The organism is Aeromonas sp. 600527 (genome assembly GCF_049175415.1).
Classification (GTDB): domain Bacteria; phylum Pseudomonadota; class Gammaproteobacteria; order Enterobacterales; family Aeromonadaceae; genus Aeromonas; species Aeromonas veronii_A.
This window is the reverse complement of sequence record NZ_JAAKVA010000001.1, coordinates 514,362-538,277: the sequence shown is the minus strand read 5'-3', so window position 1 is coordinate 538,277 and position 23,916 is coordinate 514,362. Positions and strand designations below refer to the sequence as shown.

The 23,916-nt window shown below is 60.5% G+C and carries 19 protein-coding genes; 4 read left to right on the top strand and 15 right to left on the bottom strand.

Annotation, left to right across the window (positions count from 1 at the left end):
* Positions 1-186: 186 nt before the first annotated feature.
* The 5 genes from G5154_RS02360 to G5154_RS02340 all read right to left on the bottom strand — a co-directional run bounded on the left by G5154_RS02360 (position 187) and on the right by G5154_RS02340 (position 6,442).
* Positions 187-1,779: an ABC-F family ATPase gene (locus tag G5154_RS02360; protein ID WP_005336974.1), complete on the bottom strand. Its 1,593-nt coding sequence runs from the start codon at positions 1,777-1,779 to the stop codon at positions 187-189.
* A gap of 165 nt (positions 1,780-1,944) precedes the next feature.
* Complete coding sequence (locus G5154_RS02355) at positions 1,945-3,597, bottom strand: cation acetate symporter (protein ID WP_026035062.1); 1,653 nt, start codon at positions 3,595-3,597, stop codon at positions 1,945-1,947.
* Between the two features lie 11 nt (positions 3,598-3,608).
* On the bottom strand, positions 3,609-3,920 hold the full coding sequence (locus G5154_RS02350; protein ID WP_157160654.1) for a DUF485 domain-containing protein: 312 nt from the start codon (positions 3,918-3,920) through the stop codon (positions 3,609-3,611).
* Between the two features lie 105 nt (positions 3,921-4,025).
* Positions 4,026-4,652 (bottom strand): 3'-5' exonuclease, encoded by a 627-nt coding sequence (locus tag G5154_RS02345; RefSeq protein WP_157160655.1) that lies wholly within the window; start codon positions 4,650-4,652, stop codon positions 4,026-4,028.
* Positions 4,653-4,654: 2 nt separating this feature from the next.
* The gene (locus G5154_RS02340) at positions 4,655-6,442 is read right to left on the bottom strand and encodes a putative nucleotidyltransferase substrate binding domain-containing protein (RefSeq protein WP_421250252.1); all 1,788 of its coding nucleotides are present in this window, start codon (positions 6,440-6,442) and stop codon (positions 4,655-4,657) included.
* Between the two features lie 168 nt (positions 6,443-6,610).
* Between G5154_RS02340 and G5154_RS02335 the strand changes: the two genes are divergently transcribed.
* Complete coding sequence (locus tag G5154_RS02335; RefSeq protein WP_337072130.1) at positions 6,611-7,417, top strand: crotonase/enoyl-CoA hydratase family protein; 807 nt, start codon at positions 6,611-6,613, stop codon at positions 7,415-7,417.
* 70 nt (positions 7,418-7,487) lie between these two features.
* On the opposite strand, the gene G5154_RS02330 is transcribed toward G5154_RS02335, so the two are convergent.
* Positions 7,488-8,987: an alanine/glycine:cation symporter family protein gene (locus G5154_RS02330; protein WP_421250251.1), complete on the bottom strand. Its 1,500-nt coding sequence runs from the start codon at positions 8,985-8,987 to the stop codon at positions 7,488-7,490.
* A gap of 349 nt (positions 8,988-9,336) precedes the next feature.
* Between G5154_RS02330 and G5154_RS02325 the strand changes: the two genes are divergently transcribed.
* Both G5154_RS02325 and G5154_RS02320 read left to right on the top strand, forming a co-directional pair.
* Positions 9,337-9,774, top strand: a complete 438-nt coding sequence (locus G5154_RS02325; protein ID WP_216978638.1) for a GNAT family N-acetyltransferase — start codon at positions 9,337-9,339, stop codon at positions 9,772-9,774.
* A 71-nt stretch (positions 9,775-9,845) separates the two neighbouring features.
* Positions 9,846-10,616 (top strand): zinc-dependent peptidase, encoded by a 771-nt coding sequence (locus G5154_RS02320; protein WP_421250331.1) that lies wholly within the window; start codon positions 9,846-9,848, stop codon positions 10,614-10,616.
* An 80-nt stretch (positions 10,617-10,696) separates the two neighbouring features.
* Here the strand turns inward: G5154_RS02320 and G5154_RS02315 are convergent, their stop codons facing one another.
* The 9 genes from G5154_RS02315 to G5154_RS02275 form a co-directional block, all read right to left on the bottom strand.
* On the bottom strand, positions 10,697-11,293 hold the full coding sequence (locus G5154_RS02315; RefSeq protein WP_005345103.1) for an acetate uptake transporter: 597 nt from the start codon (positions 11,291-11,293) through the stop codon (positions 10,697-10,699).
* Between the two features lie 224 nt (positions 11,294-11,517).
* Positions 11,518-14,520, bottom strand: coding sequence for a DUF748 domain-containing protein (locus tag G5154_RS02310; RefSeq protein WP_421263857.1), 3,003 nt, complete (start codon positions 14,518-14,520; stop codon positions 11,518-11,520).
* A 52-nt stretch (positions 14,521-14,572) separates the two neighbouring features.
* Positions 14,573-15,334, bottom strand: coding sequence for a substrate-binding periplasmic protein (locus G5154_RS02305; protein WP_421211266.1), 762 nt, complete (start codon positions 15,332-15,334; stop codon positions 14,573-14,575).
* Between the two features lie 36 nt (positions 15,335-15,370).
* Positions 15,371-15,781, bottom strand: coding sequence for a MerR family transcriptional regulator (locus G5154_RS02300; protein WP_266133925.1), 411 nt, complete (start codon positions 15,779-15,781; stop codon positions 15,371-15,373).
* A gap of 2 nt (positions 15,782-15,783) precedes the next feature.
* Positions 15,784-16,752: a hydroxymethylglutaryl-CoA lyase gene (locus tag G5154_RS02295; RefSeq protein WP_421250249.1), complete on the bottom strand. Its 969-nt coding sequence runs from the start codon at positions 16,750-16,752 to the stop codon at positions 15,784-15,786.
* A complete protein-coding gene (locus G5154_RS02290) occupies positions 16,749-18,719 on the bottom strand; it encodes an acetyl/propionyl/methylcrotonyl-CoA carboxylase subunit alpha (RefSeq protein ID WP_421250248.1) in 1,971 nt (656 codons plus the stop codon). The genes G5154_RS02295 and G5154_RS02290 overlap by 4 nt, the downstream gene beginning before the upstream one ends.
* Complete coding sequence (locus tag G5154_RS02285) at positions 18,716-19,570, bottom strand: enoyl-CoA hydratase-related protein (protein WP_421250247.1); 855 nt, start codon at positions 19,568-19,570, stop codon at positions 18,716-18,718. Before G5154_RS02285 ends, G5154_RS02290 begins: the two co-directional genes overlap by 4 nt.
* A gap of 10 nt (positions 19,571-19,580) precedes the next feature.
* Entirely contained in the window at positions 19,581-21,182 is a 1,602-nt protein-coding gene (locus tag G5154_RS02280) for a carboxyl transferase domain-containing protein (protein WP_421250246.1), read from the bottom strand.
* Positions 21,179-22,321, bottom strand: coding sequence for an isovaleryl-CoA dehydrogenase (locus G5154_RS02275; RefSeq protein ID WP_139407787.1), 1,143 nt, complete (start codon positions 22,319-22,321; stop codon positions 21,179-21,181). Before G5154_RS02275 ends, G5154_RS02280 begins: the two co-directional genes overlap by 4 nt.
* 319 nt (positions 22,322-22,640) lie before the next feature.
* On the opposite strand from G5154_RS02275, the gene G5154_RS02270 reads away from it, so the two are divergent.
* Complete coding sequence (locus G5154_RS02270; protein ID WP_421250245.1) at positions 22,641-23,798, top strand: acyl-CoA dehydrogenase family protein; 1,158 nt, start codon at positions 22,641-22,643, stop codon at positions 23,796-23,798.
* Positions 23,799-23,916 lie beyond the last annotated feature (118 nt).

Below are 23,916 nucleotides of genomic sequence, written 5' to 3'. Positions count from 1 at the left end.
TTTTTTTATCTGTGGGCAAGAGGGGGGGATATTTAAGCTCTGCTCTCTGCTCTCTGCTCTCTGCTCTCTGCTCTCTGCTCTCTGCTCTTCGTGTAGTCACATCGCGGCTATACGTCCTGATACGGGATATAAAAAAACCGGCACCTGAGTGCCGGTTTTGCATTGCGCACTTGCGCAGGAGTGGGGTTATACCACGCCCTGGGTGCGCAGGTAATCCTCGTAGGTGCCGCCGAAGTCGCGGATACCATCTTCGCTCAGCTCCAGAATGCGGGTCGCCAGAGAGGAGACGAATTCGCGGTCGTGGGAGACGAAGATCAGGGTGCCTTTGTACATCTCGAGAGCCAGGTTCAAGGATTCGATAGATTCCATGTCCAGGTGGTTAGTCGGCTCATCCATGATCAGGATGTTGGGGCGCTGCATCATCAGCTTGCCGAACAGCATGCGGCCCTGTTCACCACCGGAGAGCACCTTGACCGGCTTCTTGATGTCGTCCTGGGAAAACAGCAGACGGCCCAGTACGGAGCGCACAGCCTGCTCGTCTTCGTTATCCTGTTTCCACTGGGCCATCCAGTCGAACACGTTGAGGTCGGTATCGAAATCTTCGGCGTGATCCTGAGCGTAGTAACCGATCTGGGCGTTTTCGGACCACTTGATGGTACCGGTATCCGGTGCCAGATCCCCGACCAGCGTCTTGATCAGGGTCGATTTACCGATACCGTTGGTACCCAGAATGGCGACCTTTTCACCCACTTCCAGCATCATGTTGAGGCCCTTGAACAGGGGCGCCTCGCCATAACCTTTGGACAGGCCTTCGATCTCCAGAATGTTGCGGTAGAGCTTCTTCTCCTGCTCGAAGCGGATGAAGGGGTTCTGACGGCTGGAGACCTTCACTTCCTCAATCTTGATCTTGTCGATCTGCTTGAGGCGGGAGGTCGCCTGGCTGGACTTGGAGGCGTTGGCACTGAAACGGGAGACGAAGGATTGCAGATCGGCGATCTGGGCCTTCTTCTTGGCGTTGTCGGCCAGCAGACGCTCGCGCGCCTGAGTGGCGGCCAGCATGTAGTCATCGTAGTTGCCCGGATAAACGCGCAGCTCACCGTAGTCCAGATCCGCCATGTGGGTACAGACGGAGTTAAGGAAGTGACGGTCGTGAGAGATGATGATCATGGTGCTTTCACGTTCGTTGAGCACCTGTTCCAGCCAGCGAATGGTGTTGATATCCAGGTTGTTGGTCGGTTCGTCCAGCAGCAGGATATCGGGGTTGGAGAACAGTGCCTGTGCCAGCAGCACCCGCAGTTTCCAGCCAGGAGCCACTTCGCTCATCGGGCCGTTGTGCTGCTCGATGGGAATACCGGCACCCAGCAGCAGTTCGCCTGCGCGAGATTCGGCGGTATAGCCGTCATACTCGGCGACCAGACCTTCCAGCTCGGCGGCCTTCATGTAGTCGTCGTCGGTCGCTTCGAGGTTAGCGTAGATGGCATCGCGCTCGGCGATGGCCGCCCACAGCTCGGTGTGACCCATCATGACCACGTCCAGTACGCGCATATCTTCGTAGGCGAACTGATCCTGACGCAGCTTACCGATGCGCTCGTTGACGTCCAGGCTCACATTACCGCCAGTGGGCTCCAGATCACCGCCGAGGATCTTCATAAAGGTGGACTTGCCACAGCCGTTGGCGCCGATAAGGCCATAGCGGTTGCCGCCGCCAAACTTGACGTTGATGTTCTCAAACAGCGGCTTGGCGCCGAACTGCATGGTGATGTTGTTGCTACTTAACAAGGTATGTGTCCCGATTGGTCTGTCAAATGGCGCGCATTATGGCACAGATCCCCCGAAAGTTTTAGCGAGAAGTGTGATCTTGATCGGGGCAAGCGGGGCGTGCAGCCGATTGATGGGCAATAAAAAAAGCCGGCACGAGGCCGGCTTGGGAGTGTGATTGACTCATCAGTGGGAGGTGGCGCCAGAGGCACCCAGCCCGGTTTGGGAGCGAACGAACTGCGGCAGGAACTTGGCGTGTTCGTCAGCGGCGTTCTGGGAGCTGTCGGTGATGGAGAAGAACCAGATCCCGACGAAGGCCAACCCCATGGAGAAGAGGGCAGGGTATTCGTAGGGGAAGATGGCCTGGGCATGGCCCAGCACTTTCACCCACACGGTCGGGCCCAGGATCATCAGGGTTACGGCGCTCACCAGTCCCAGCCAGCCACCGTAGACGGCGCCACGGGTGGTCAGGCGTGACCAGAACATGGAGAGGAACAGTACCGGGAAGTTGCAGCTGGCGGCGATGGAGAAGGCCAGACCCACCATGAAGGCGATGTTCTGCTTCTCGAACAGGATCCCCAGACCAATGGCAACCACGCCCAGCACCAGAGTCGTCATCTTGGAGACACGCAGTTCATCGGTCTCGTTGGCCTTGCCCTTCTTCAGCACACTGGCATAGAGGTCATGGGAGACCGCAGAGGCACCGGCCAGGGTCAATCCGGCAACTACCGCCAGAATGGTGGCAAATGCCACGGCGGAGATGAAGCCGAGGAACAGGCTGCCACCAACCGCATTGGCCAGGTGGACGGCTGCCATGTTGGTGCCGCCCAGCAGGGCGCCGGTGGCGTCCTTGAAGGCCGGGTTGGTGCTGACCAGCAAGATGGCGCCAAAGCCAATGATGAAGGTGAGGATGTAGAAGTAACCGATAAAGCCGGTGGCGTAGAACACCGATTTACGCGCCTCTTTGGCGTCACTCACGGTGAAGAAACGCATCAGGATATGGGGGAGACCGGCGGTACCGAACATCAATGCCAGCCCGAGCGAGATGGCGGAGATGGGGTCAGCAACCAGGCCACCCGGACTCATGATGGCGATCCCTTTCTCGTGCACCTTGACCGCTTCGCTAAACAGGGCACCGATATCGAAGTTGACCGATTTCATGACCATGATGGCCATGAAGCTGGCACCGGAGAGTAGCATCACTGCCTTGATGATCTGCACCCAGGTAGTGGCCAGCATGCCGCCAAACAGCACGTAGAGCACCATCAGGATACCGACCAGCACCACGGCCACATGGTATTGCAGGCCAAACAGCAGCTCGATCAGTTTGCCGGCACCGACCATCTGGGCGATCAGGTAGAGGGCGACCACCACCAGCGAACCACAGGCGGAGAGGGTACGCACTTCAGTCTGCTTGAGACGATAGGAGGCGACATCGGCAAAGGTATATTTGCCGAGGTTGCGCAGCCGCTCGGCGATCAGGAACAGAATGATGGGCCAGCCCACCAGAAAACCGATGGAGTAAATCAGGCCATCGTAGCCGGAGGTGTAGACCAGCGCGGAGATCCCGAGGAAGGAGGCGGCGGACATATAGTCACCGGCGATGGCCAGACCGTTCTGGAAGCCGGTGATACGGCCACCGGCCGCATAGTAGTCGGAAGCCGAGCGGTTGCGCTTGGAGGCCCAATAGGTGATGAACAGGGTGGCGGCCACAAAGACCACGAACATCACGATGGCCGATACATTGAGGGGTTGGCGTTGTACCTCGCCGGTCAGCGCATCCGCTGCCAGCAGGGGGGAGGAGGCCAGTGAGGCCAACAGCAGCCACTTGCCTTTCATGCTTTTTGCGCTCATGACTGCACTCCCTTGAGGATCTTCTGATTCAGCTCGTCAAACTCGCCGTTGGCCCGAAACACATAGATGCCGGTCAACACGAAGGAGGAGAGGATCAGTCCCACCCCGACCGGAATGCCGCGAGTAATGGTCGACCCTTCGCTCAAGGGGGTGCCCAGCCAACCGGGGGCAAAGGCGATGAGCAGAATAAACGCCAGGTAGAGTCCCAGCATCAGAGCCGAGAGGGCCCAGGCAAAACGCTGGCGCTTGGCGACCAGCTCCTGGAAGTTGGGATCTTGCTGGATCCTCAGATAGCTTTGCTGTTCCATTGCAGTTCTCCATGACATGAGTGTCAGCGGTGGATGGGGTAACCCCGACGAGCAGGCAATCTGCTCATGTAAGCAAAATGTGAATTAAATGTTATTTTCCGACAATTAGACTTTGGGATAAGTGAGCGGCGAGCCGCAGGTCAGGCGCAGGTAGATGAGCGCGGCCGTGGTGGCATCGGCAAGGGCATCGTGGGCGGGCAGGGATGGCAGTTCAAGGTGGCTGCAGATGGCGTTCAAGTGGAGGTCAATGGCCGCATCGGGATAGCGACGATAGAGGTGGTCGTGATAGAGCTGGCTCACCTCGATCCCTCGCTGGGGCAGGGTCAATCCCCACAATTTCTGGCAGGCGAGATTGAGAATGCGCAGGTCGTAGGCGATGTGATAGCCCACCAGTTCACGGGGGCCGATAAAGTCGAGCAGCAGGCGCAGCGCGGCTTCCAGCTCCATCCCCTGTTGCAGATCCTGATGGCGCAGACCGTGGATCACCACCGATTGGCCGGTCAGGCTGGCCGGTGGCTGCACCTTGATGGCGAGAGCCTCGCCGGTCAGCAGCCGGTTGCCCTGAATGCGCACCGCCCCGATGGAGACGATCTCAGCCTGCTCGGGATCGAGACTGGTGGTCTCGAAATCGAGAGCGATCCGTTCATCTTTCGGTGGGGTGGCAAAGAGCGGCGCGAACTCGCCCGTTCGGAACCCGCGGCCATACCAGTAGCGTCGAGCGCGGCTCAACATGACTATTGTCTCAGACGAAAGTGCAAGGTGAGCCACTGCTGGAACTTCTTAACCTGATGCAGCGCCTGACGCAACAGATCCCGCTCACTGTGGCTAAGCTCGCTTGTCTGCACCCGACTATTGCCCCCCTTGAGCTGGCTGCGCAGCCTCAGCCGGATAAAGAGCCGAAACGCCTCTGCCAGATTGCTGCCATAGTCGGTACTGAGCCGCTCGGCGGCCACCAGCGCATCGATGCGTCCCAGGGTCGAGGTCTCCAGAATGCCTGCCTCAATGGCCAGCATGCGGATACCGTGCACCAGCGGGAACAAGCCGCCCCGCTTCAGATCCAGCCCTTCCGGTGGCTGCTCCAGCCGGCCAAACAGGGTGAGGGGGGCATGAAAGGCCACTGCCGGTCGCACCATCTCCGCCAGCAGGTCCCGTCTGTCCGCCAACTGTTCGCGCAGCGCTCTGGCAACCGGCAGATGGAGCTGTCGATCCCCCGCGATGGGGTGAGCATCGGCCAGGGTGGCGAGCCAGAGTAGCTCATCCTCTTTTGCCGTGGTGCAGGCGCTGGCAATGGCGCTTTGCCACTCGCTGCCTGTTTTTACCCAGGCCGGATTGTTCACCATCACCTGCCCGGGGCACAGCGGGTAGCCGAGGCGCTCCAGCAGGGCGCTGAATTCGGCCAGATCGGCTGCCTGGGTGGGCCATGCCAGCCCCTCTGGCAGGATCAGGGCGTTGTCCTGATCGGTTTTGAGGATCTGTTCGCCGCGCCCCTCCGAGCCCAGCATCAGCAGGCAGACCTTATCCTGCACCTCGGGGGGGATCACCAGCGCAAAGGCTTTGGCGATCAGCTGTTCGTTGATGGTGGCGATGAGCTTCATCAAAAAGGCGGTGTGGATCCCCTGTGTAAACAGCGAGCGGGTCAATTGCTGCTGCTCGCGGGCCACCGCCTCCAGTGCCGGCAGGCTGTCGGCGCGGGCAATGCGCAGGGTCAGTACGTGGGAGTGGGTCGAGAAGAGCCCCAGCACCTGAGTCAGTTGCAAGATGCCCGCCACTTCGTTGCCACGCCACACCACCAGTCGCTTGATGCGATGGCGGGTCATCAGCAGCAGGGCATCAAACAGATAGCTCTCCAGCGGCAGACCAATCAGCGGCGTGGGGGTCAGCACCGAGAGGGAGGCCGTCAGCGGCAATCCCTTGAGGGTCAGGGCGTGGAGCAAGGTCTTGCGGGTTGCCAGCGTGAGGGAGCCGTCGTGGGCCGGGTAGAGCAGGCAATCGGTCCCCTTGCTCACCATGGCTTCGGTCGCCGCGAGCAGTGACAGCTTGCTGTCGACGATAAGCGGTGCCTGCAGGTGGCCGGGTTCGATGCGGGTCAGGATAAATTCAGCCAGATTCTTCTGACCCAGTTGTTCGCGTTGCTCCTGCTGGCGCTGGCGCTCGGCCAGATTGGCGGTGAAGTAGCTGGCAAACTGCGGATCTTGCTCACAGAGCGCCAGAAAGGTGTGGCGAGGAATGAGTTGGCAGAGGCTATCTTCCAGTGCGGTGAAGCGGTGGCGGCAGCGACCATCAAACTGGGCGCGCACATCGAACAGGTCATCAACCCCGTAATCACCAAACTGGTGGTGAGGGGCCGACTCTTCCACCGCCCCCTTGATGATGAGATAGAGGCCGGGAGGCTCGTCCCCCTCCTTGAGCAGCAGATCCCCGGCCCGAAAATAGCAGAGCGAGAGGTGACGGGAGAGCCGCTCGCGCGCCTCCTCGCCCAGTCGGTCGAACGGTGGTCTGGCAAAATTGAACAGGGTTGACATGACAGCGTCCTCTGCTGGCTTGCGGCACTCATGCAGCTCCCAGTGTGACAAAGGGAGAGGGAGGCGACCAGCCGACTTTAGTCTCAGCTGTACCGCCTGTTTACACTCTGATAACGTAGTGGTATGACCAGTGAGTCAGTTTCAGGGATCAAGGAGAGGACAAGGAAGATGGAAAAACCAAGGGTCAAGTGCGAGATCCACGACGGGATTGCCGAAGTGATGCTGACGCGGGGGGACAAACTCAATGCGCTGGACCGCACCATGTTCAGTGCCATCGATGAGACATTGACGCAGCTCGCCCGGCACAAGGGGTTGCGGGCGGTGATCCTGCATGGCGAGGGGCGGGCCTTCTGTGCCGGGCTGGATGTGAAATCCATGCTCAAGCAGCCAGTGGCGGCACTCGATATTCTCAAGCGCGAGGCGGACGAGGCGACCAATCTGGCCCAGCGTGTTGCCTATGGTTGGCACCAGCTGCCGGTGCCGGTGATTGCAGTGACCCAGGGAGTCTGTTTTGGCGGTGGCTTGCAGATTGCGCTCGGCGCCGATTTTCGCTTCAGCACCCCCGATTGCCGCTTCTCGGTGATGGAAATCAAGTGGGGGATCATCCCCGACATGAGCGGTAGCGTCACCATGCGTAACCTGATGGGGCTGGATACAGCCATGGAGCTGGCCATGAGCGGGCGCGAGCTCGATGCCATCGAGGCCAAAGCTCTAGGGATGGTGAGCCGGGTCTGCGCCGATCCGCTGGTGGAGGCGCGAGAGTTTGCCCGCACCCTTATCACCAAGTCGCCGGATGCACTGGCGGGGATCAAGCAGCTCTACAGCCAGGCCTGGGCCCGCAGTGACGAGGCGATGCTCAAAGAGGAGACCCGGCTGCAAAAGCAGATCCTGGGGCGACCCAATCAGTGGCGGGCCACCCTTAACAGCCTGTTTCGTTGGCGTCTGCCCTTCGGGCCGCGGCGTAATCCGCTCTGAGATAAGGTGACAGGAAAAAGAAATGGCAGCCGAGGCTGCCATTTAAATTGATGTCTTATGTCGTTCTGGTTCAGGAGGTCTTGCGATCCTGATCCGGCTCGAACTGATGGCCCGATTTCTCCAGCTCCAGGTTCTCTTCGGAGCGCTTGCCCACCCAGTAATCGGCATTTTTGATGCCGAGCTTCTCCGGGTGGAACACTGGATCCAGCCCTTGCGCCTGCTGCGCTTCATAATCCTTCAGACAGGTGAAGGCGGTCTTTTGCAGCAGCAGAATGGCGATGATGTTGAGCCATGCCATCAGGCCAACCCCGATATCACCCATGCCCCACGCCAGATCTGCGGTCTTGACGGTGCCGTAGACAGTGGCAGCCATCAACGCAATCTTCAGCAAGAAGGTGAGCCAGGGGCGATTAATCTTGCGGTTGATGTAGGCGATGTTGGTTTCGGCGATGTAGTAGTAGGCAACGATGGTGGTGAACGCGAAGAAGAACAGCGCGATGGCCACGAAAATGCTGCCAAAGCCCGGCATCATGCTCTCCATGGCGGTCTGCACATAGCCCGGGCCTGCTGCGATACCGGCAATACCCGTGTAGATGGCGGCGCCGTCCGGCCCTTGTACATTATAGAGGCCGGTGATCAGCAGCATAAAGCCGGTGGCGGAGCAGACGAACAGGGTGTCGATATAGACGGAGAACGCCTGCACCAGACCCTGCTTGGCCGGGTGACTCACTGCCGCAGCAGAGGAGGCGTGCGGCCCGGTACCCTGACCCGCTTCGTTGGAGTAGACCCCGCGTTTTACCCCCCACATGATGGCCAGACCCAAAATGGCACCGAAACCGGCATCCAGACCGAAGGCGCTCTTCCAGATCAGCAGGATCACGCCTGGCAGTTGGCCGATATTGAGGGCGATGATGACGCAAGCCACGATGATGTAACCCAGCGCCATGAAGGGCACTACGGTACTGGCGAAGTTGGCGATACGCTTGACGCCACCGAAGATAATAAAGCCGAGCAGCAGCGCCAGACCGGCGGCGGTGACGTTCGGATCGATATTAAAGGCGGTCTGCAGGCTGGAGCCGATAGAGTTGGCCTGCACCCCAGGCAGCAGCACGCCGCAGGCGAAGACGGTCGCGATGGCGAAGGTCCAGGCGTACCACTTCATGCCAAGCCCTTTCTCGATATAGAAGGCCGGGCCGCCGCGGTATTCACCGTTGATCTTCTCCTTGTAAACCTGACCCAAGGTGGACTCCACGAAGGCGGAGCTGGCGCCAAGGAAGGCAACCATCCACATCCAGAACAGGGCGCCCGGACCACCGAAGGTGATGGCGGTCGCCACACCGGCGATGTTACCGGTCCCCACGCGACCTGCCAGGGTCATGGCCAGCGCCTGGAAGGAGGAGACACCGGCATCGGTGCTCTTGCCATCAAACATCAGGCGCACCATCTCTTTGATATGACGCAGTTGCAAAAAACGGGTGCGCAGGGAGAAGTAAAGACCGACCCCCAGACACAGGTAGATGAGCGCTGGGCTCCATATTACACCATTGATGGCATTGACGATTTCATTCATGTACAACAACTCCTTTGTTGTGTTTGTGGCGCTGTCTTGGCGAGATCTTGGCCTCGCTCTCTGTCACAGTTTGGGGCTCATTTGTTAACAGTCCGAGGTAAGCAAACGAGGGTGGCTCCAAGTGGTTTGGCAGGGCGCAAACCCGCGCCATGCATGGGAGGTAACATATCGAGTTGAATCCATTCTTCCCAGCTAAAAATGTTGTTTTGTTGCAAATTTGTGAATTGACAAGGGTGGGTGGATAATGGCAGGCAGCGTTTTCTATGAGTAAAGATGAAATCCTCCTTGTTGATCTGCGCCGGACAATGTGACGGGCGTAACACAATGGAAAGCAAACATGAGGCCAACAATGAACAATGACCCTGACACCTTGACGATCTGTCCCCCTGAGGCCGACGACGGGAGCGCCATCGCCCACCTGTTCATCCAATTGGGGTATCCTGCCGAAGGCGCTGACGTGACGGCGCGCCTGTTGGCGCCTGATCCCGCGAGCTCCGTGCTGCTCGCCTCCCAGGCTGACAAGGTGGTCGGCGTGCTGGTGTGGCACAAGCTGGCTCCACTGCATGTTGCACCAGCTTGGGGCCTGATCTCGGCGCTGGTTGTCGATGAAGGGGCAAGAGGGGCGGGAGTGGGCACAGCCTTGCTCAAGGGCGCCGAAGCGATGGCGCGGGCCGCTGGTTGCGCCCAGCTGGAGCTCTCCAGCAGTCTCAAGCGCGAGGCGGCACACCGTTTCTATCTGGCGCAGGATTATCAGGAGCGGCCGAAACGGTTCGTCAAACTGCTGTAACCTGTTTTTTTACATCAAAAGAAGGAGTAGGTGTGCTGGGATGGTTCAAATGGCTGGGTGGTCGCCCGAAAATGCCCATGAGTGAGGATGAGTTGGCACTGTGGCGTCAGGCGCTGGCGGCTGTGCCCATCTTGCAAGGGCTCAGCAACACCGAGCAGACGACGCTTATCGGCTTGGGGCAACAGCTGCTCAAGCGCAAGACCCTCACCCTGATCGGGGTAGAGCTCAGCCGCCGTCAACAGGCGGTGCTGGCGCTGCAGGCGGCGTTGCCCATCTTGCACCTCGGCCTTGACTGGTATCGCGGCTTTCACGAAATCATCATCATTCCCGAACCCGTGACCCGGCGCCAGGAGGTACAGGATGAGTTCGGTCTGGTGAGTGAGTTTGAAGAGAAGAATGCTGGCGAATCCTGGCCGCAAGGGCCGCTGGTGCTGGCCTGGAGCGAACTGCAGCAAGATGGCGACTGGGACGGCTTTAATCTGGTGATCCACGAGCTGGCCCACAAACTCGACATGCTGGGTGGTGAGGCGGACGGTGCGCCGCCGTTGCCGGGGCTGATGAGCAGCCAGCTGTGGCAACAGGCCTTTCAGAGCGCCTTCGATACGCTGTGCCAGCAGCTTGATCGGGACGAGGTAACCGCCATCGATCCCTATGCGGCCGAACATCCCGCCGAATTTTTTGCCGTCAGCTGCGAGTGCTTCTTTACCGACCCGCTGCGGTTGCAGCAGGTTTATCCGGCGGTATACCGACAACTGAGCCAGTTCTTCAGTCAGGATCCTGCACTGCGTTTCCCCGCAACCCGCTTGCTGGCGGGGGAGGGGGACACTGGGTCACTTGGCTGATAACCGATCTGTTGAACGGTTATTCGAGATAGCAAAAAGGCACCCTCGGGTGCCTTTTTCACAATCTGAGGGCTTGCCTATCAGGCAGCGGCTTTCAGCTGTACGGCGGCGGCTTTCTTGTGATCGCCGATCGGCATTACGGTGCGGCCGAACTGCTCGTTGATCACGGTGGCCATGGCCAGGTAGATGGCGCTGGCACCACAGATGATCCCTTCGAAACCGGCGATGGTGCCGATCAGGGTGCTGCCGGTGAAGTCACGGGCGGCCAGCAGGAAGAACAACACGGTCAGGGAAGCGAACACGAACTGCTTCACGCGCGGGTAGTTGACGGTGCCAACCAGCATGAACAGGGTGAACATGCCCCACATCAGCAGATACCAACCCATGTAAGCGTGCGGAGTGGCTTCGGCCAGACCCATGGTCGGCATCACCAGCAGGAACACCAGGCTCCACCAGAAGGTGCCGTAGGAGATGAAGGCGGTCACACCGAAGGTGTTGCCACGCTTGTACTCCATGATGCCGGCGATGATCTGGGCCAGACCACCGTAGCACAGGCCCATGGCCAGGATCATGGCGCTGATGGGGAAGAAACCTGCGTTATGGATGTTCAGCAGGATGGTGGTCATACCGAAACCCATCAGACCCAGAGGGGCAGGGTTGGCCAATTTTTCGCTCACGTGGCATTCTCCAAAAATAGAGGTGGGGGTTAACAAAAGACGCGCGATTTTAGGCAGGCTGCGGCGCGCCCGCAAGGGGGCAAGGGGGATAAATCGTAAAAAAACTACGTGATTATTTGCATCAGAGGCCAAACGCTCACCAAAGCAGGCTGTTTGGTGAGCAAAAGGTGTCAAAATAGTTGAGGGGGTGTATTTTTATTACGCTTTTGCGCAGTGCGGCGGCGTCACTGATCCAGTGTCAGGATCACTTTGGCTTCCTTGTCCTCTTCCTTGACCTGGCTGTCGAGCACGAACAGCCGCTCCGGAGCGATCCCCTGGTTGTCGACCAGAAACTCTTTGGTATTTTGCGCCCGGCGCATGGCAAGATTGCGCAGGGATTTGGCGGTGATGAGCTGTTGATCCCGCAGCAGGATCACTGCTTGTGCCCGCAGTGCCGCGCTCTCTTCATCCAGATGGAGGCGGTCCGCCAGATCATTTAGATCTTCGCCAAAGCGCTCTTCATAGGCTTGGGCCAGCGCCTCTTGCAGTGCGGGATCCTGTTCCAGCAGGTCGAGATCCGCCTGATTGCCGGTGAGCTTGGCCAGTACCCGCTCCAGCTTTTGCCGTTGCAGGATGGGGCGCTCCTCGTTGAAGTTGACCTTGCCGCGAATGTTCATGCTGAGCTTGGGTCTCTCCTTGAGGGCCTGTGCCAGCTTGACCAGTTTCTCCTGCTGGGTGGGGGTGAGATCGGGCTCCCCCGGCAGGAAGGGAAGTTCGTCGAGATCGTCGGTGCCATCGGCCAGCGAGGCGAGCAGGGAGAAGGGGGAGGTGATCGCCTTGCTCAGGGTGTTGCCCAGCACATCCCAGAAGATATTGCCGATACTGAAGTCCGGTTGATCGAGATCTCCCTTCACCTTGAGGTTCATCTGTATCACCCCGTTGGCATCGCTCAGCAGGGCGATGGCCAGCCCCAGCGGCAGATCCTTGGCCTGATCGCTCTTGATCTTCTCGCCCAGTTGCAGCTTCTTGATGGTGATGTCGTTATCCCCCTCCAGTCGGTTGCCTTCCAGCTTGTAGTGCAGCTTCATGGAGAGCTGCCCCTTGTCGATGGCATAACCGGCATAAGTGCCCGAGTAGGGGGTGAAGGTGGTGAGCTCCAGATTGTGGAAGGCCACCGCGATGTCGAGGATCGGGTTGGCGACCAGCAGGTTGGTGCCGCCACGAATGGTCACCGGCGCATAGCGATCCACCTTGCCGTTGAAGGCGAGATCGGAGCGTTGCCCCGGAATATTGCTGATATGGCGGCTCTGGCCGCCCAGCGAGGCAATATCGGCCACGAAATCCTGACTCAGGCTGCGATCGGCAAAGCGCAGGTTGCCCTGCTCGGTGCGCAGCTGGTCGATGGTGAAACGAAAGTCGGGAGCCTTGCTGCCTGCCGCCGCTTGAGTGCTTTTGGCTGACGCCGGTTGTGGCAGCAGCAGCTGTTGCAGGTTGGTGGTGCCATCCTCGTTGATCTCGATGCGGGCGAAGGGCTTGTTAAGGGCAATGTCCTTGATCCGCATCTGCTGGCTGATGCCGTCGTACGTCAGACCGGTGAGGGCCAGGGTGTTGAACTCCAGCAGCCGTTGATTGTCTGCCCGATCGACCACTTTGAGCCCGTTGACATCGAGCCCCCCTTGCAGGGTCAGCTTGCTGAGATCTCCCTGGGCGGTGGTGGCGAGATCGAGTCGGGTCTTGCTGCTCAGCAGCCCGTTTTGCACCTTGATACGCACCAGATCAGCCAGATAGGGTTGCGCCAGCGTCAGGGGCAGCCCCTGCTGGTTGATGTCGCCGCTTAGGGTGAAGGGGCTCAGGGTCAGTTGGCCATCAAAGGCGAGGGGACTGCTCTGTTTGAACTGGGTGGCCAGAGTCAGTTTGCTCGGTTGCTCCCCCTTGCTGCCCAGTGGCCCCAGCGCTAGCTTGAGGCCTGAGATCTGACGTGCCTGCGGTTTGCCGCTGCTCGATTCGGTGAGGGTGAGATCACCCTTGTCGATAAGGATCTGCTTGATCTGCCACTGCCAGGGTTTGTCTGCCCTGTGTTTCTTGCCGTTACCTGCAGCCTTTGTTTTTTGTGCCGACTTGGGCGCCGCATTGTTGGCCACCTCGTTTGCGGCGTAGGCTTCTTTGACGGGCTTGGCGGGAGCCTGTTCAATCAGCAAGTCGGCCAGATCCAGCTCCTGCTGTGGGTTGAGGGTGGCCTTGATCAGGGGTTGTTGCATGGTGATCTTGCCGATCTGGAGCGACTGTTTCTGGCCATCGACAGCCAGATCGCTAAGAGCCAGCTGGCCGAAGCGGGCAAACTCGTCGCCCTTGAGTTTTTTAAGCTGCCAGTTGTCCAGGGTCAGCTTGCCTTTGGACAATTGCCACTGCACCCCTTGCTTGCCCTCTTTGAGCTGGTACTCCACCTCCGCATTAGCGTGGCCCTTGGCCAGATCCAGCTTGAGATAGGGTGCCCAGAGCGGGGCGAAGGGTTTCAGCTCGACCAGCTTGAGGCTCACCTTGCCCTGACCCATGCCGCTCATCACATCGAGCTTGCCGTGAGCGGCGAGGCTGCTTTTGCCGTTAATGGCGGCACTCAGCTGATAGGCAGTCGGATGGTTTGCCTTGGTGCGCAGGTTATCGAGCTTGATGGTCACTTTTTCCATATAGAGAGGCGGCAACCAGCCGGGTTCGCTCTCCTTGCGTTGATCCTGATAGCGCACATGCCCATCAGTGACAGCGATGCTGGCGATGTCGACCAGTAGCGGGGCGCTGGCTGTCTCGGGCTCGGGGGAGGGGGCAGAAGTGAGCACGGTCGCCAGCGCATCGGTCAGATTGAGTCGAACATCCCCCTTTTTGTCTGCCAGCCGTTGCAGCAGCACTACGGGTTTGATCAGGGTGACGGCGGAAAGCACGACCCCTTTCTGCTGCCAGCTGGCTTGTAGGTCGGGGGTGATAAAGAGCTGCTCAAAACGGATGATAGGTTGCTGTTTGGCATCGAGCAGGGCAGTCGCGCCGAGGGTAAGAGAAGGGGTGCGCAGTCCAACATCAATCTCCCCCAGCGTCAGTTGCAGGCCGTAGTGCTCGGCCAGCCAGCCTGGCAGATAGCGTTGGAGCAGACGGGGGGTCTGCCACAGCAGCAGTGTAATCAGGATAAGAAGCAGCAGGAAAGCGTAGGCAAGGTAGCGCAGAAAGCGGGGTTTGTGGGACGCTGGCTCGGTAGTGTTCATTTGGTGCACTCCCATTTGGTTCCCACCATGGTACAGAAAAGCTGGATAGTAATCATGGGGTTGCGTACTGTTGTACGCCGTACTTTGTCCAAAGGCGATCCAGTTCACCCTTTTGTTGCAGGGCTGCCAGCCATTGTTCCAGCTGGGCAGGAGTAATGGGTGCCGCAGGGTGAAGAATGGCGCGGTGTTGATACTGTTGATCCCATTTTTTCGAGATCAGCAGCTGGTTGGCTGTGTCGGGATGGGCCAGCAGATACTGGTTAAGGTAAGAGACGTTGATAATGGCCACCTCACCACGCCCTTTGAGCAGTGCTTGCAGGGCGCTGACATTGTCTTTGACCAGGGTGATATTGAGCTTGCGCTGCAGGTAGATGGGATCGGCATTGAACTGGCCGATGCCGTAGTGGTAGCCGGTCACCCCGATAAGGTGGTGCCGAGAGGGGTCATCGAAAAAGCGCTGATCCCGGCCCTCTTTGCTCAGGGCCACATAGACTTCGCCACCACCGAGAAAAGGCGCAGTCATCTTGAGTTTCTCCGTTTGCCAGCCCCAGTTGCTGTCTTCAAACAGCATCAACGAAAAGCGACCCATATCAAGCGCTTTGTAGCGGTTGGCAGCCGAGGTGGGGACAAAGACGAAGGTCACCTCTTTTTGCACCGCGTTGAGCTGCTCGATAAGATCCAGTGTCAGCCCTTCATAGTGCGCATCTGAGAGTTTGACCACGAAGGGCGCATAGGGATAGCCACCAACCTTGACGAGGGAATGGCACCAACCGGGCAGGCTGAGGAACAACAATAACCAGCACCAATATTTCATGAGATCACCAAGGTAATGACATGATCCCAGATTCGGTTAATCTGTGTCGGTTTTCAAGCTGTTAAGGGAATTAACACAGCGTTGTTCGGCGGCTTCCAGCTCGGCCATCACCATCTGGATATCTTCCAGTTGCTGGTGCAGCACACCGCGTTTTGCCTCGATCAGCTGGATCATGGAGTGGAGCTGGGTTTTGCTTGACCGGTCGGTGTCATACATCTCGAACAGCTCGCGGATCTCCGCCAGGCTAAACCCCAGCCGTTTGCCGCGCAGGGTCAACTTGAGCCGGATCTTGTCCCGATGACTGTAGATGCGGGTTTGACCCTCCCGCTGGGGAGTGAGCAGACCCTCGTCCTCGTAGTAGCGGATGGTGCGCGGCGTGACATCGAACTCGTGGGCCAGCTCCGAAATGCTGTAGGTGATCTCCTTGCCGGACAGGGAACGCGACATGGTTATGACTCCTGTCGCTGGGCGTGTGGCTGGCAGAGGCTGGCACGCAGCCGCTCGGCATTGGCGTGCAAGGCCTGACCGACCCGTGAGCCGTTGGGGCGACCGAGCTGCTCGCAGACCCACTGGCCGGTGGCCGCCAGTTTGTCGAGATCCACTCCGGTTGTCATGCCAAGGCCGTGCAGCAGGTAAACCACCTCTTCTGACGCCACATTACCGGAAGCGCCCGGCGCATAGGGGCAGCCGCCAAGCCCCGCCACCGAGCAGTCGATGGTGCGAATGCCGCGCTCCAGCGCGGGTAGCAGGTTGGCCAACCCCTGGCCGTAGGTGTCGTGAAAATGGACCGCGAGTCGCCCCGCCGGGATCTCGTGCAGCACCGCATCCAGCATGGGGGCCACGGTGCCCGGAGTGCCGACGCCGATGGTGTCCCCCAGCGAAATTTCGTGGCAACCGAGATCCAGCAGTTGCTCGGCCATGGTTGCGACCCGTTTCGGCCGGGTCGGGCCATCGAACGGGCAGGCGATGACGGTGGAGAGGTAGCCGCGCACCTTGATGCCGAGGCGGCGCGCCTCCTGCACCAGCGGGGCGAAGCGCACCAGCGACTCTTCCACGCTGATGCCGATATTGGCGCGGGTAAAACCGTCGGAGCAGGCGGTGAAGAGGCCAATCTCGTCGGCGCGGGCGGCAATGGCTGCCTGCAAGCCTTGCAGATTGGGCACCAGAGCGCCGTAACGGGTTGAGCCCTTGCGCGGCAGTGCCTCGAACAGCGCTGCGGAGTCCGCCATCTGCGGCACTTTTTTGGCAGAGACAAAGGCACCCACCTCGATGCGTTGCAGGCCGCTGTCTGCCAGTCGCTGGATCAACTCCAGCCGTTGTACCAAGGAGAGGGGCGCAGCTTCATTTTGCAGGCCATCGCGCGGCCCCATCTCCACCAGACTGACCCTGTCGTCACGGACGTCCTGTGATCGGTTCATGGGTGTTCCTCCTGTGAAGCAGTCTCTTCGGCAAAGCGCACCAGCACGGTCCCCTGGCTTACCTGCTCGCCCTGTTTGCACTGCAGGGCTTCAATTACCCCGTCCCGCTCTGCGCGCAACTGGTGCTCCATCTTCATCGCCTCCAGTACCAGCAGGGGTTGCCCCTTGCTGACCGTTTGCCCCTGCTCGACCAGCACGGCTACCACTATGCCGTGCATGGGCGCGATGGCGCCCTGCGCCTTCTCGTTTGCCTGCTCATGGTGGTGGCTGTGCTGCCGATCATCGGCCGCGAAGCGGATGCGCTGGCCCCCCAGGGTCATGATGAAGGCTGCCTCCGAGCCTGCGACCGTCTGAATGGGGATCTGTTGCCAGCAGCCACCCTGCTGCAGCCGGATATGATCGTCACCTCTCTGGTAGCAATGAGTCTCCCCTTGCCACTCGAACTGGCCGCCATGATCGTTAAGGGTCAATACCCGGTGCTCATCACCGATGCGCACCGCCGCCGTCCAGCAGCGATCCGGTCCCAGCCGAAATCCGCAGGCTTGCTGCCAGGGGGAGTGACCCGCAGGGCGGCTCACCAGCCAGAGGGTGGCCAGCGGCCAGGCGAGTTCAGGAATGGGCTGCGCTGTGGTGGGGATGGGCCACTGGGTATGGTGGCCCATGGCCAAGACGTCAGGCTCTTCACAAAGGCGTAGCAAGAGCGCGCCGTTGTGCACCAGCGGGCCGAGATCCAGCGCAGCCAGCGCATCGGCAAGTTTGGCGAACGCCTCGGTGCGGCTCTGGCCGTGGGCGATCAGCTTGGCGATCATGGGATCGTAATAGGGGCTCACCTCATCGCCAGCGGTGACGCCAGTGTCGATGCGCACGCCAACGGGCCAGTGGAGCCAGTGGATAGGCCCGCTGGCAGGCAAAAAACCGGCCGCCACATCCTCGGCGTAGAGGCGCGCCTCCACCGCATGGCCGCGCAGCACCACCTCATCCTGGGTGAGTGGCAGTGGCTTGCCCTCGGCCACGGCCAGTTGCCAAGCCACCAGATCCTGCCCGGTCACCGCTTCGGTGACCGGATGCTCCACCTGCAGCCGGGTGTTCATCTCCATAAAGAAGAACTCATCCTTGCAGAGCAGGAACTCGATGGTGCCAGCCCCCTGATAGTGGATGGCCTTGGCTGCGGCCACGGCTGCCTCCCCCATGGCGCGGCGCAGAGCCGGAGGGATGTCGGGGGCGGGCGCCTCTTCGATCACCTTCTGATGGCGTCGTTGCAAGGAGCAGTCCCTGTCCCCCAGATAGATGGCGTTGCCGAGGCTATCGGCAAAGACCTGCACCTCAACATGGCGAGCCTGGGGCAGATAGCGCTCCAGCAGCACCCGATCGTCGCCAAAGGCGGCCTTGGCTTCCCGTTTGACTGCCGCCAGCGACTCGTCAAAGTCGGCCAGCTGATCGACCCGGCGCATCCCCTTGCCACCGCCGCCGCTGGCGGCCTTGATAAGAAGCGGGAAGCCAATCTGGCTCGCCTGATCGCGTAAAAAGTCCGGCCGCTGATCCGTGCCGTGATAGCCGGGCAGCACAGGTACACCGGCAGCCTGCATCAGCGCCTTGGCGCCCGATTTATCGCCCATAGCGAGAATGGCGGCGCCGCTTGGGCCGACAAAGCGCAGGCCGCGCTGTTCGCAGGCGGTGGCAAAATCGCTGTTTTCCGACAGAAAGCCGTAACCGGGATGGATGGCATCGGCGCGCGCCTCTTTGGCAATCTTCAGCACCTTGCCGGTGTCGAGATAGCTCTCTCTGGCCGGTGCGGGCCCCAGATGCCAGACCTCATCGGCCAGACGGGTGTGCATGGCGTGGGCGTCGGCACCGGAGTAGAGGGCGATGGTGTGGATGCCGAGGCGTTTAGCCGTCTTGATGATGCGCACGGCGATTTCGCCGCGATTGGCAATCAGCAGGCGCTTAATTTGAGTGTGATGGGTCATGTCTCATCCTTGAAACGGGGACGCCAGGCGGGAGGGCGTTTGTCAAAGAAGGCCTGCATCCCCTCCTGGGCTTCGAGCCCCACCCGAACCCGGGCGATGGTCTCGACAGTTTTCTCTTCGTGCAGGCGGGAAGGATGGGCCTCTATCGCCGCCAGCAGCCGTTTGGTCTCTTTCATCGCTTCCGGCCCGTTGCGGCACAGACGAAGGGCTTGCACCCGTCCCTCCGCCAGCAGTTGATCCGGTTGGCAGAGTTGATGTGCCACATTGAGCCGACAGGCGGTGATGGCATCGAATGGTTCGGCACTGAGCATGTAGCGGCGCGCCTGACGCATTCCCATGGCGCGTACCACGTAGGGGCTGATCACCGCAGGCACCAGACCAAGGCTCACCTCGGAGAGGCAAAAGCGGGCATCGTCGCTGGCCAGCACCAGATCGCAGGCGCAGATGAGGCCCAGCGCCCCGCCATAGGCGGCCCCTTGCACCAGCGCCACCGTGGGGAAGGGGAGCTCATCGAGGGTCTGCATCAGCCGCGCCAGTACCCGGGCGTCTTCGCGATTGTGCTCAAAATCGGCGTGAGCCAGATTGCGCATCCAGTTGAGATCGGCGCCCGCGCAAAAGTGTTTGCCCTCTGCCCGTAGCAGCAGGGCGTGAGGGCGTTCGGCGAGATCATGACCATGGAGATGGGCCAGATCATCGAGGCAGTCGAGCAGCCCCAGCATCAGGTCGGCATCAAAGGCGTTGTGGCGGGCTGGGCGCGACAGCACCAGCTCGGCCACTGGGCCGTGCCGCTCCAGCCGAAACGGGCCCTGTGTTGAAGAGCCAAGTGCTGAGGAAGTAAGTGGATCTGACATAGGTTGCTCCTTACATCCGAAAGATGCCGTACTGCTCGGGTTCAATGTGGGCACCCTGACAGGCGGCGAGCGCCAGCGCCAGCACGGTGCGGCTCTGGGCCGGGTCAATGACGCCATCATCCCAGAGGCGGGCGCTGGCGTAGTAGGGGTGACCCTGCCGCTCATACTGCTCGATCACCGGGGCACGGATGGCGGCCGCCTCCTGCTCGCTCAAATCTTTGCCCTCGGCAGCCAGCTTGTCCCGGCGCACCTGCACCAGCACCCCGGCCGCTTGCTCGCCCCCCATGACGGAGATGCGGCTGTTGGGCCAGCTAAAGAGAAAATCGGGTTCATAAGCGCGGCCGCACATGCCGTAGTTGCCGGCACCAAAGCTGCCGCCGACGATCAGGGTGATCTTGGGCACCCGGCTGCAGGCCACTGCGGTTACCAGCTTGGCGCCGTGCTTGGCGATCCCCTCTTTTTCTGCGCTACTCCCCACCATAAAACCGGTGATGTTCTGCAAAAAGAGCAGTGGGATGGCGCGGCGATTACAGAGTTGGATAAAGTGGGCCCCCTTCTGGGCACTGTCGCTGTGCAGCACGCCGTTGTTAGCGAGGATCCCCACTTCCATGCCGCAAATACGGGCAAAGCCGGTCACCAGTGTGGTGCCGAACAGCGCCTTGAATTCGTCAAAATCAGAGCCATCCACCAGTCGTGCAATCAGTTCGCGGGCGTCGTAAGGGCGTTTGAGACTGGTGCCCACCAGACCGTAGAGCTCCTCGATCGGGTAGCAGGGGGGCTCGTAGCCGGGGCTGCTCTCTACCGGCTCGCTACCCAGATGAGTAACCAGCGTGCGGGCGATGGCCAGCGCGTGGGCATCGTCACGGGCCATGTGATCAGCTACCCCCGAGTGGGCGCAGTGTACCTCGGCGCCGCCCAGGGCCTCGGCGCTGATCTCCTCGCCGGTGGCAGCCTTGACCAGCGGCGGACCCGCCAGAAAGATGGTGGCCTGCTCCCTGACCATGATCGACTCGTCCGCCATGGCGGGCACGTAGGCGCCCCCGGCGGTGCAGAGCCCCATCACCACTGCCAGTTGAGGGATGTTTTGGGCCGACATGCGGGCCTGGTTGTAGAAGATGCGGCCAAAGTGATCCCGGTCGGGGAACACCTCGTCCTGCATCGGCAAGAAGGCGCCTCCGGAATCCACCAGATAGAGGCAGGGGAGGCGCAGCCGCTCGGCGATGGCCTGGGCGCGCAGGTGTTTTTTCACCGTGAGCGGGTAGTAGGTGCCGCCTTTCACGGTGGCGTCGTTCACCACCAGCATGCAGAGCCGGCCCGAAACCCGGCCGATGCCGGTGATGATGCCGGCGGCGGGCACCGGCTCGTCATAGACCTGCCAGCCAGCCAGCGCCGACAGTTCGAGAAACGGGGAGCCCGGGTCCAGCAGCTGATTGATGCGCTCGCGGGGCAGCAGCTTGCCACGGGCCTGATGGCGGGCGTTGTTGGCCGCGCCGCCCCCTAGCGCGATCTCGGCAATGCGGGCATGGAGATCGTCGACCAGCCCCTGCATTGCAGCCCGATTGGCCGCATATTCCGGGCTCGCCGTGTCGAGACGGGAGTGGAGCCTGCTCATGCGTTATCCCCCATCAGCTCGCGGCCGATGAGCCAGCGGCGGATCTCCGAGGTGCCAGCGCCGATCTCGTAGAGTTTGGCGTCTCGCAGCAGGCGGCCAGTGGGGTATTCGTTGATGTAACCGTTGCCGCCGAGCAACTGGATGGCATCGAGCGCCATCTGGGTGGCGTTTTCGGCGGCAAACAGGATGGCTGCGGCGCAATCTTTACGGCTGGTGCGACCCTGATCGCAGGCGCTCGCCACCGAGTAGACCAGCGCCCGGCTGCTGGCCAGACGGGTATACATGTCGGCGAGCTTGCCCTGCACCAGCTGGAACTCGCCGATGGCTTGGCCGAACTGTTTGCGCTCGCGCACATAGGGGAGTACTACATCCATGCAGGCCTGCATGATGCCAAGGGGGCCGGCCGCCAGTACCACCCGCTCGTAGTCGAGCCCGCTCATCAGTACCTTGACTCCGCCATGCAAGGTGCCCAGCAGGTTTTCCTGCGGCACCCGGCAGTTGTCGAACACCAGCTCGCAGGTGCTGGAGCCGCGCATCCCCAGCTTGTCGAGCTTCTGGGCGGTAGAAAAACCGGGAGTGCCGGCTTCAACGATAAAGGCAGAAATTCCTTTGGGGCCCGCACTGGTATCTGTCTTGGCATAGATGACGAAGGTGTCGGCATCGGGACCGTTGGTGATCCACATCTTGTTGCCGTTCAGCACGAAGTGATCGCCCTCGCGCTCCGCGGTGAGGCGCATGCTAACCACATCGGAGCCTGCGCCCGGCTCGCTCATGGCCAGTGCCCCCACATGCTCGCCACTCACCAGCGGTGGCAGGTAGCGCGCTTTCTGTTCCGCCGTGCCGTGGCGGTGGATCTGATTGATGCAGAGATTGGAGTGGGCGCCGTAGGAGAGGCCGACCGAGGCGCTGGCGCGGCTTACCTGTTCCATCACCAGCACGTGGGCGAGATAGCCGAGGTTCACCCCGTCATACTCCTCCGCCACCGTGATGCCGTGCAGCCCCAGCTCACCCATCCGGGGCCAGAGATCACGGGGAAAGGCATTGCTCTGATCGATCTCGCTGGCGCGCGGGGCGATCACTTTCTGGCAGAAGGCCGCAACCTGTTCGGTCAGGGCATTCAGGGTCTCATCCATCTGCATCCATGCTCTCCTTGCGGATATGACAGTCGGGTAGGAAGGTTGATTCGACCGGCTGACTCGGCGTTACGGCTGGCAGTGGTCGGTCCATTTTGTACTTCACTTCTGCCACAAGTTTACGTTAGCGTAAACGTAAATCAATTGTTAATCTGTTGTGTGTCGATAGAGAGGTAGTTATGAGAGCGTCATCAGCTACCACGACAACAGCGCCATAGTGGCAGATCCGACTGACGCAGCGTGTGGGCGTCGCGTCATAAAGCACTAACTCAGGAAAGTAAGCGCGGGAAAATAAGCGTGAGGCAACAAGGGAGTGAACGACGAGATGGATTTTACCCTGACCGATGATCAACAGGCGTATGTGGAGGCGGCCGCCGCCTTTGCCGATGAGGCGCTCAAACCCCATGCCGCTCGCTGGGACAAGGAGCATGAGTTTCCGATCCCGACCATCAAGCAGGCGGCCGAGCTCGGTTTTTGCGGTCTCTATACCCCGGAGCAGTTTGGCGGATTGGGGCTACCTCGCCTCGATGCGAGCCTCATCTTTGAACGCCTCGCCATGGGGTGTACCTCGACCACTGCGTATCTGACCATCCACAACATGGTGAGCTGGATGCTGGGTAGCTGGTTGCCCACCGAGGTTGCCAAAGAGTGGGTGCCCAAGCTGGCCAGTGGCGAGCTGCTGGGCTCCTATTGCCTCACCGAACCGGGGGCAGGCTCAGATGCGGCGGCCCTCAAGACCCGGGCGGTGCGCGAGGGTGACAGCTACCTCATCGAGGGAACTAAGGTCTTTATCTCGGGAGCAGGCAGCAGCGATGTGCTGGTGGTGATGGCGCGCACCGGTGGTGAAGGTGCGAAGGGGATCTCTGCCTTTATGGTACCGGCTAATGCCCCCGGTGTGAGCTATGGCAAGGCAGAAGAGAAGATGGGCTGGAACAGCCAGCCGACCCGGGAGGTTGTCTTTAATGGGGTTCGCATTCCTGCCTGCTATCGGTTGGGTGCGGAGGGGGAAGGATTCAAGTTCGCCATGCAGGCCCTCGATGGGGGGCGCATCAATATTGCCACCTGTTCGGTGGGCACCGCCCAGCAGGCGCTTGACGATGCGCTGGCTTATGTGCAGCAGCGCCAGCAATTTGGTCACCCGATCAGCGAATTCCAGAGCGTGCAATTTCGCCTGGCCGATATGGCGACCGAGCTGGCTGCCGCCCGTCTGCTGGTGCGTCAGGCCGCCGACAAGCTGGATCGCGGGGCACCGGACAAGAGTGCCTGGTGTGCCATGGCCAAACGGTTTGCCACCGATGTGGGTTATCGAATCTGTGATGAGGCTCTGCAACTCTTTGGCGGCTATGGTTATATCCGCGAGTATCCGCTCGAGCGCTATCTGCGCGATACCCGTGTACACCGCATTCTGGAGGGCACCAACGAGGTGATGCGACTCATCATCGCGCGCCGCATGCTGGCCGATCACGGTTTGTCGCTGGGCTAACCGATGGTCGCATCAAGGGTGTGTTGCCTGCCACCCGATTTGCACCATGCCATGCCGGTTTCGGCTTTGTGAGCCAGCCACAGGTTGGTGTCATTCAAGCCTGTCATCATGGCGGCAG

Bases quoted from the DNA above. Each gene is read 5' to 3' on its own strand.
- G5154_RS02270 (WP_421250245.1), top strand. From the start codon at position 22,641: ATGGATTTTACCCTGACCGATGATCAACAGGCGTATGTGGAGGCGGCC.
- G5154_RS02330 (WP_421250251.1), bottom strand. From the start codon at position 8,987: ATGAATGAAATCGTCAATGCCATCAATGGTGTAATATGGAGCCCAGCG.
- G5154_RS02295 (WP_421250249.1), bottom strand. From the start codon at position 16,752: ATGAACCGATCACAGGACGTCCGTGACGACAGGGTCAGTCTGGTGGAG.
- G5154_RS02345 (WP_157160655.1), bottom strand. From the start codon at position 4,652: ATGTTGAGCCGCGCTCGACGCTACTGGTATGGCCGCGGGTTCCGAACG.
- G5154_RS02325 (WP_216978638.1), top strand. From the start codon at position 9,337: ATGAACAATGACCCTGACACCTTGACGATCTGTCCCCCTGAGGCCGAC.
- G5154_RS02300 (WP_266133925.1), bottom strand. From the start codon at position 15,781: ATGTCGCGTTCCCTGTCCGGCAAGGAGATCACCTACAGCATTTCGGAG.
- G5154_RS02335 (WP_337072130.1), top strand. From the start codon at position 6,611: ATGGAAAAACCAAGGGTCAAGTGCGAGATCCACGACGGGATTGCCGAA.
- G5154_RS02280 (WP_421250246.1), bottom strand. From the start codon at position 21,182: ATGAGCAGGCTCCACTCCCGTCTCGACACGGCGAGCCCGGAATATGCG.
- G5154_RS02290 (WP_421250248.1), bottom strand. From the start codon at position 18,719: ATGACCCATCACACTCAAATTAAGCGCCTGCTGATTGCCAATCGCGGC.
- G5154_RS02310 (WP_421263857.1), bottom strand. From the start codon at position 14,520: ATGAACACTACCGAGCCAGCGTCCCACAAACCCCGCTTTCTGCGCTAC.
- G5154_RS02350 (WP_157160654.1), bottom strand. From the start codon at position 3,920: ATGGAACAGCAAAGCTATCTGAGGATCCAGCAAGATCCCAACTTCCAG.
- G5154_RS02355 (WP_026035062.1), bottom strand. From the start codon at position 3,597: ATGAAAGGCAAGTGGCTGCTGTTGGCCTCACTGGCCTCCTCCCCCCTG.
- G5154_RS02275 (WP_139407787.1), bottom strand. From the start codon at position 22,321: ATGCAGATGGATGAGACCCTGAATGCCCTGACCGAACAGGTTGCGGCC.
- G5154_RS02305 (WP_421211266.1), bottom strand. From the start codon at position 15,334: ATGAAATATTGGTGCTGGTTATTGTTGTTCCTCAGCCTGCCCGGTTGG.
- G5154_RS02285 (WP_421250247.1), bottom strand. From the start codon at position 19,570: ATGTCAGATCCACTTACTTCCTCAGCACTTGGCTCTTCAACACAGGGC.
- G5154_RS02320 (WP_421250331.1), top strand. From the start codon at position 9,846: ATGCCCATGAGTGAGGATGAGTTGGCACTGTGGCGTCAGGCGCTGGCG.
- G5154_RS02340 (WP_421250252.1), bottom strand. From the start codon at position 6,442: ATGTCAACCCTGTTCAATTTTGCCAGACCACCGTTCGACCGACTGGGC.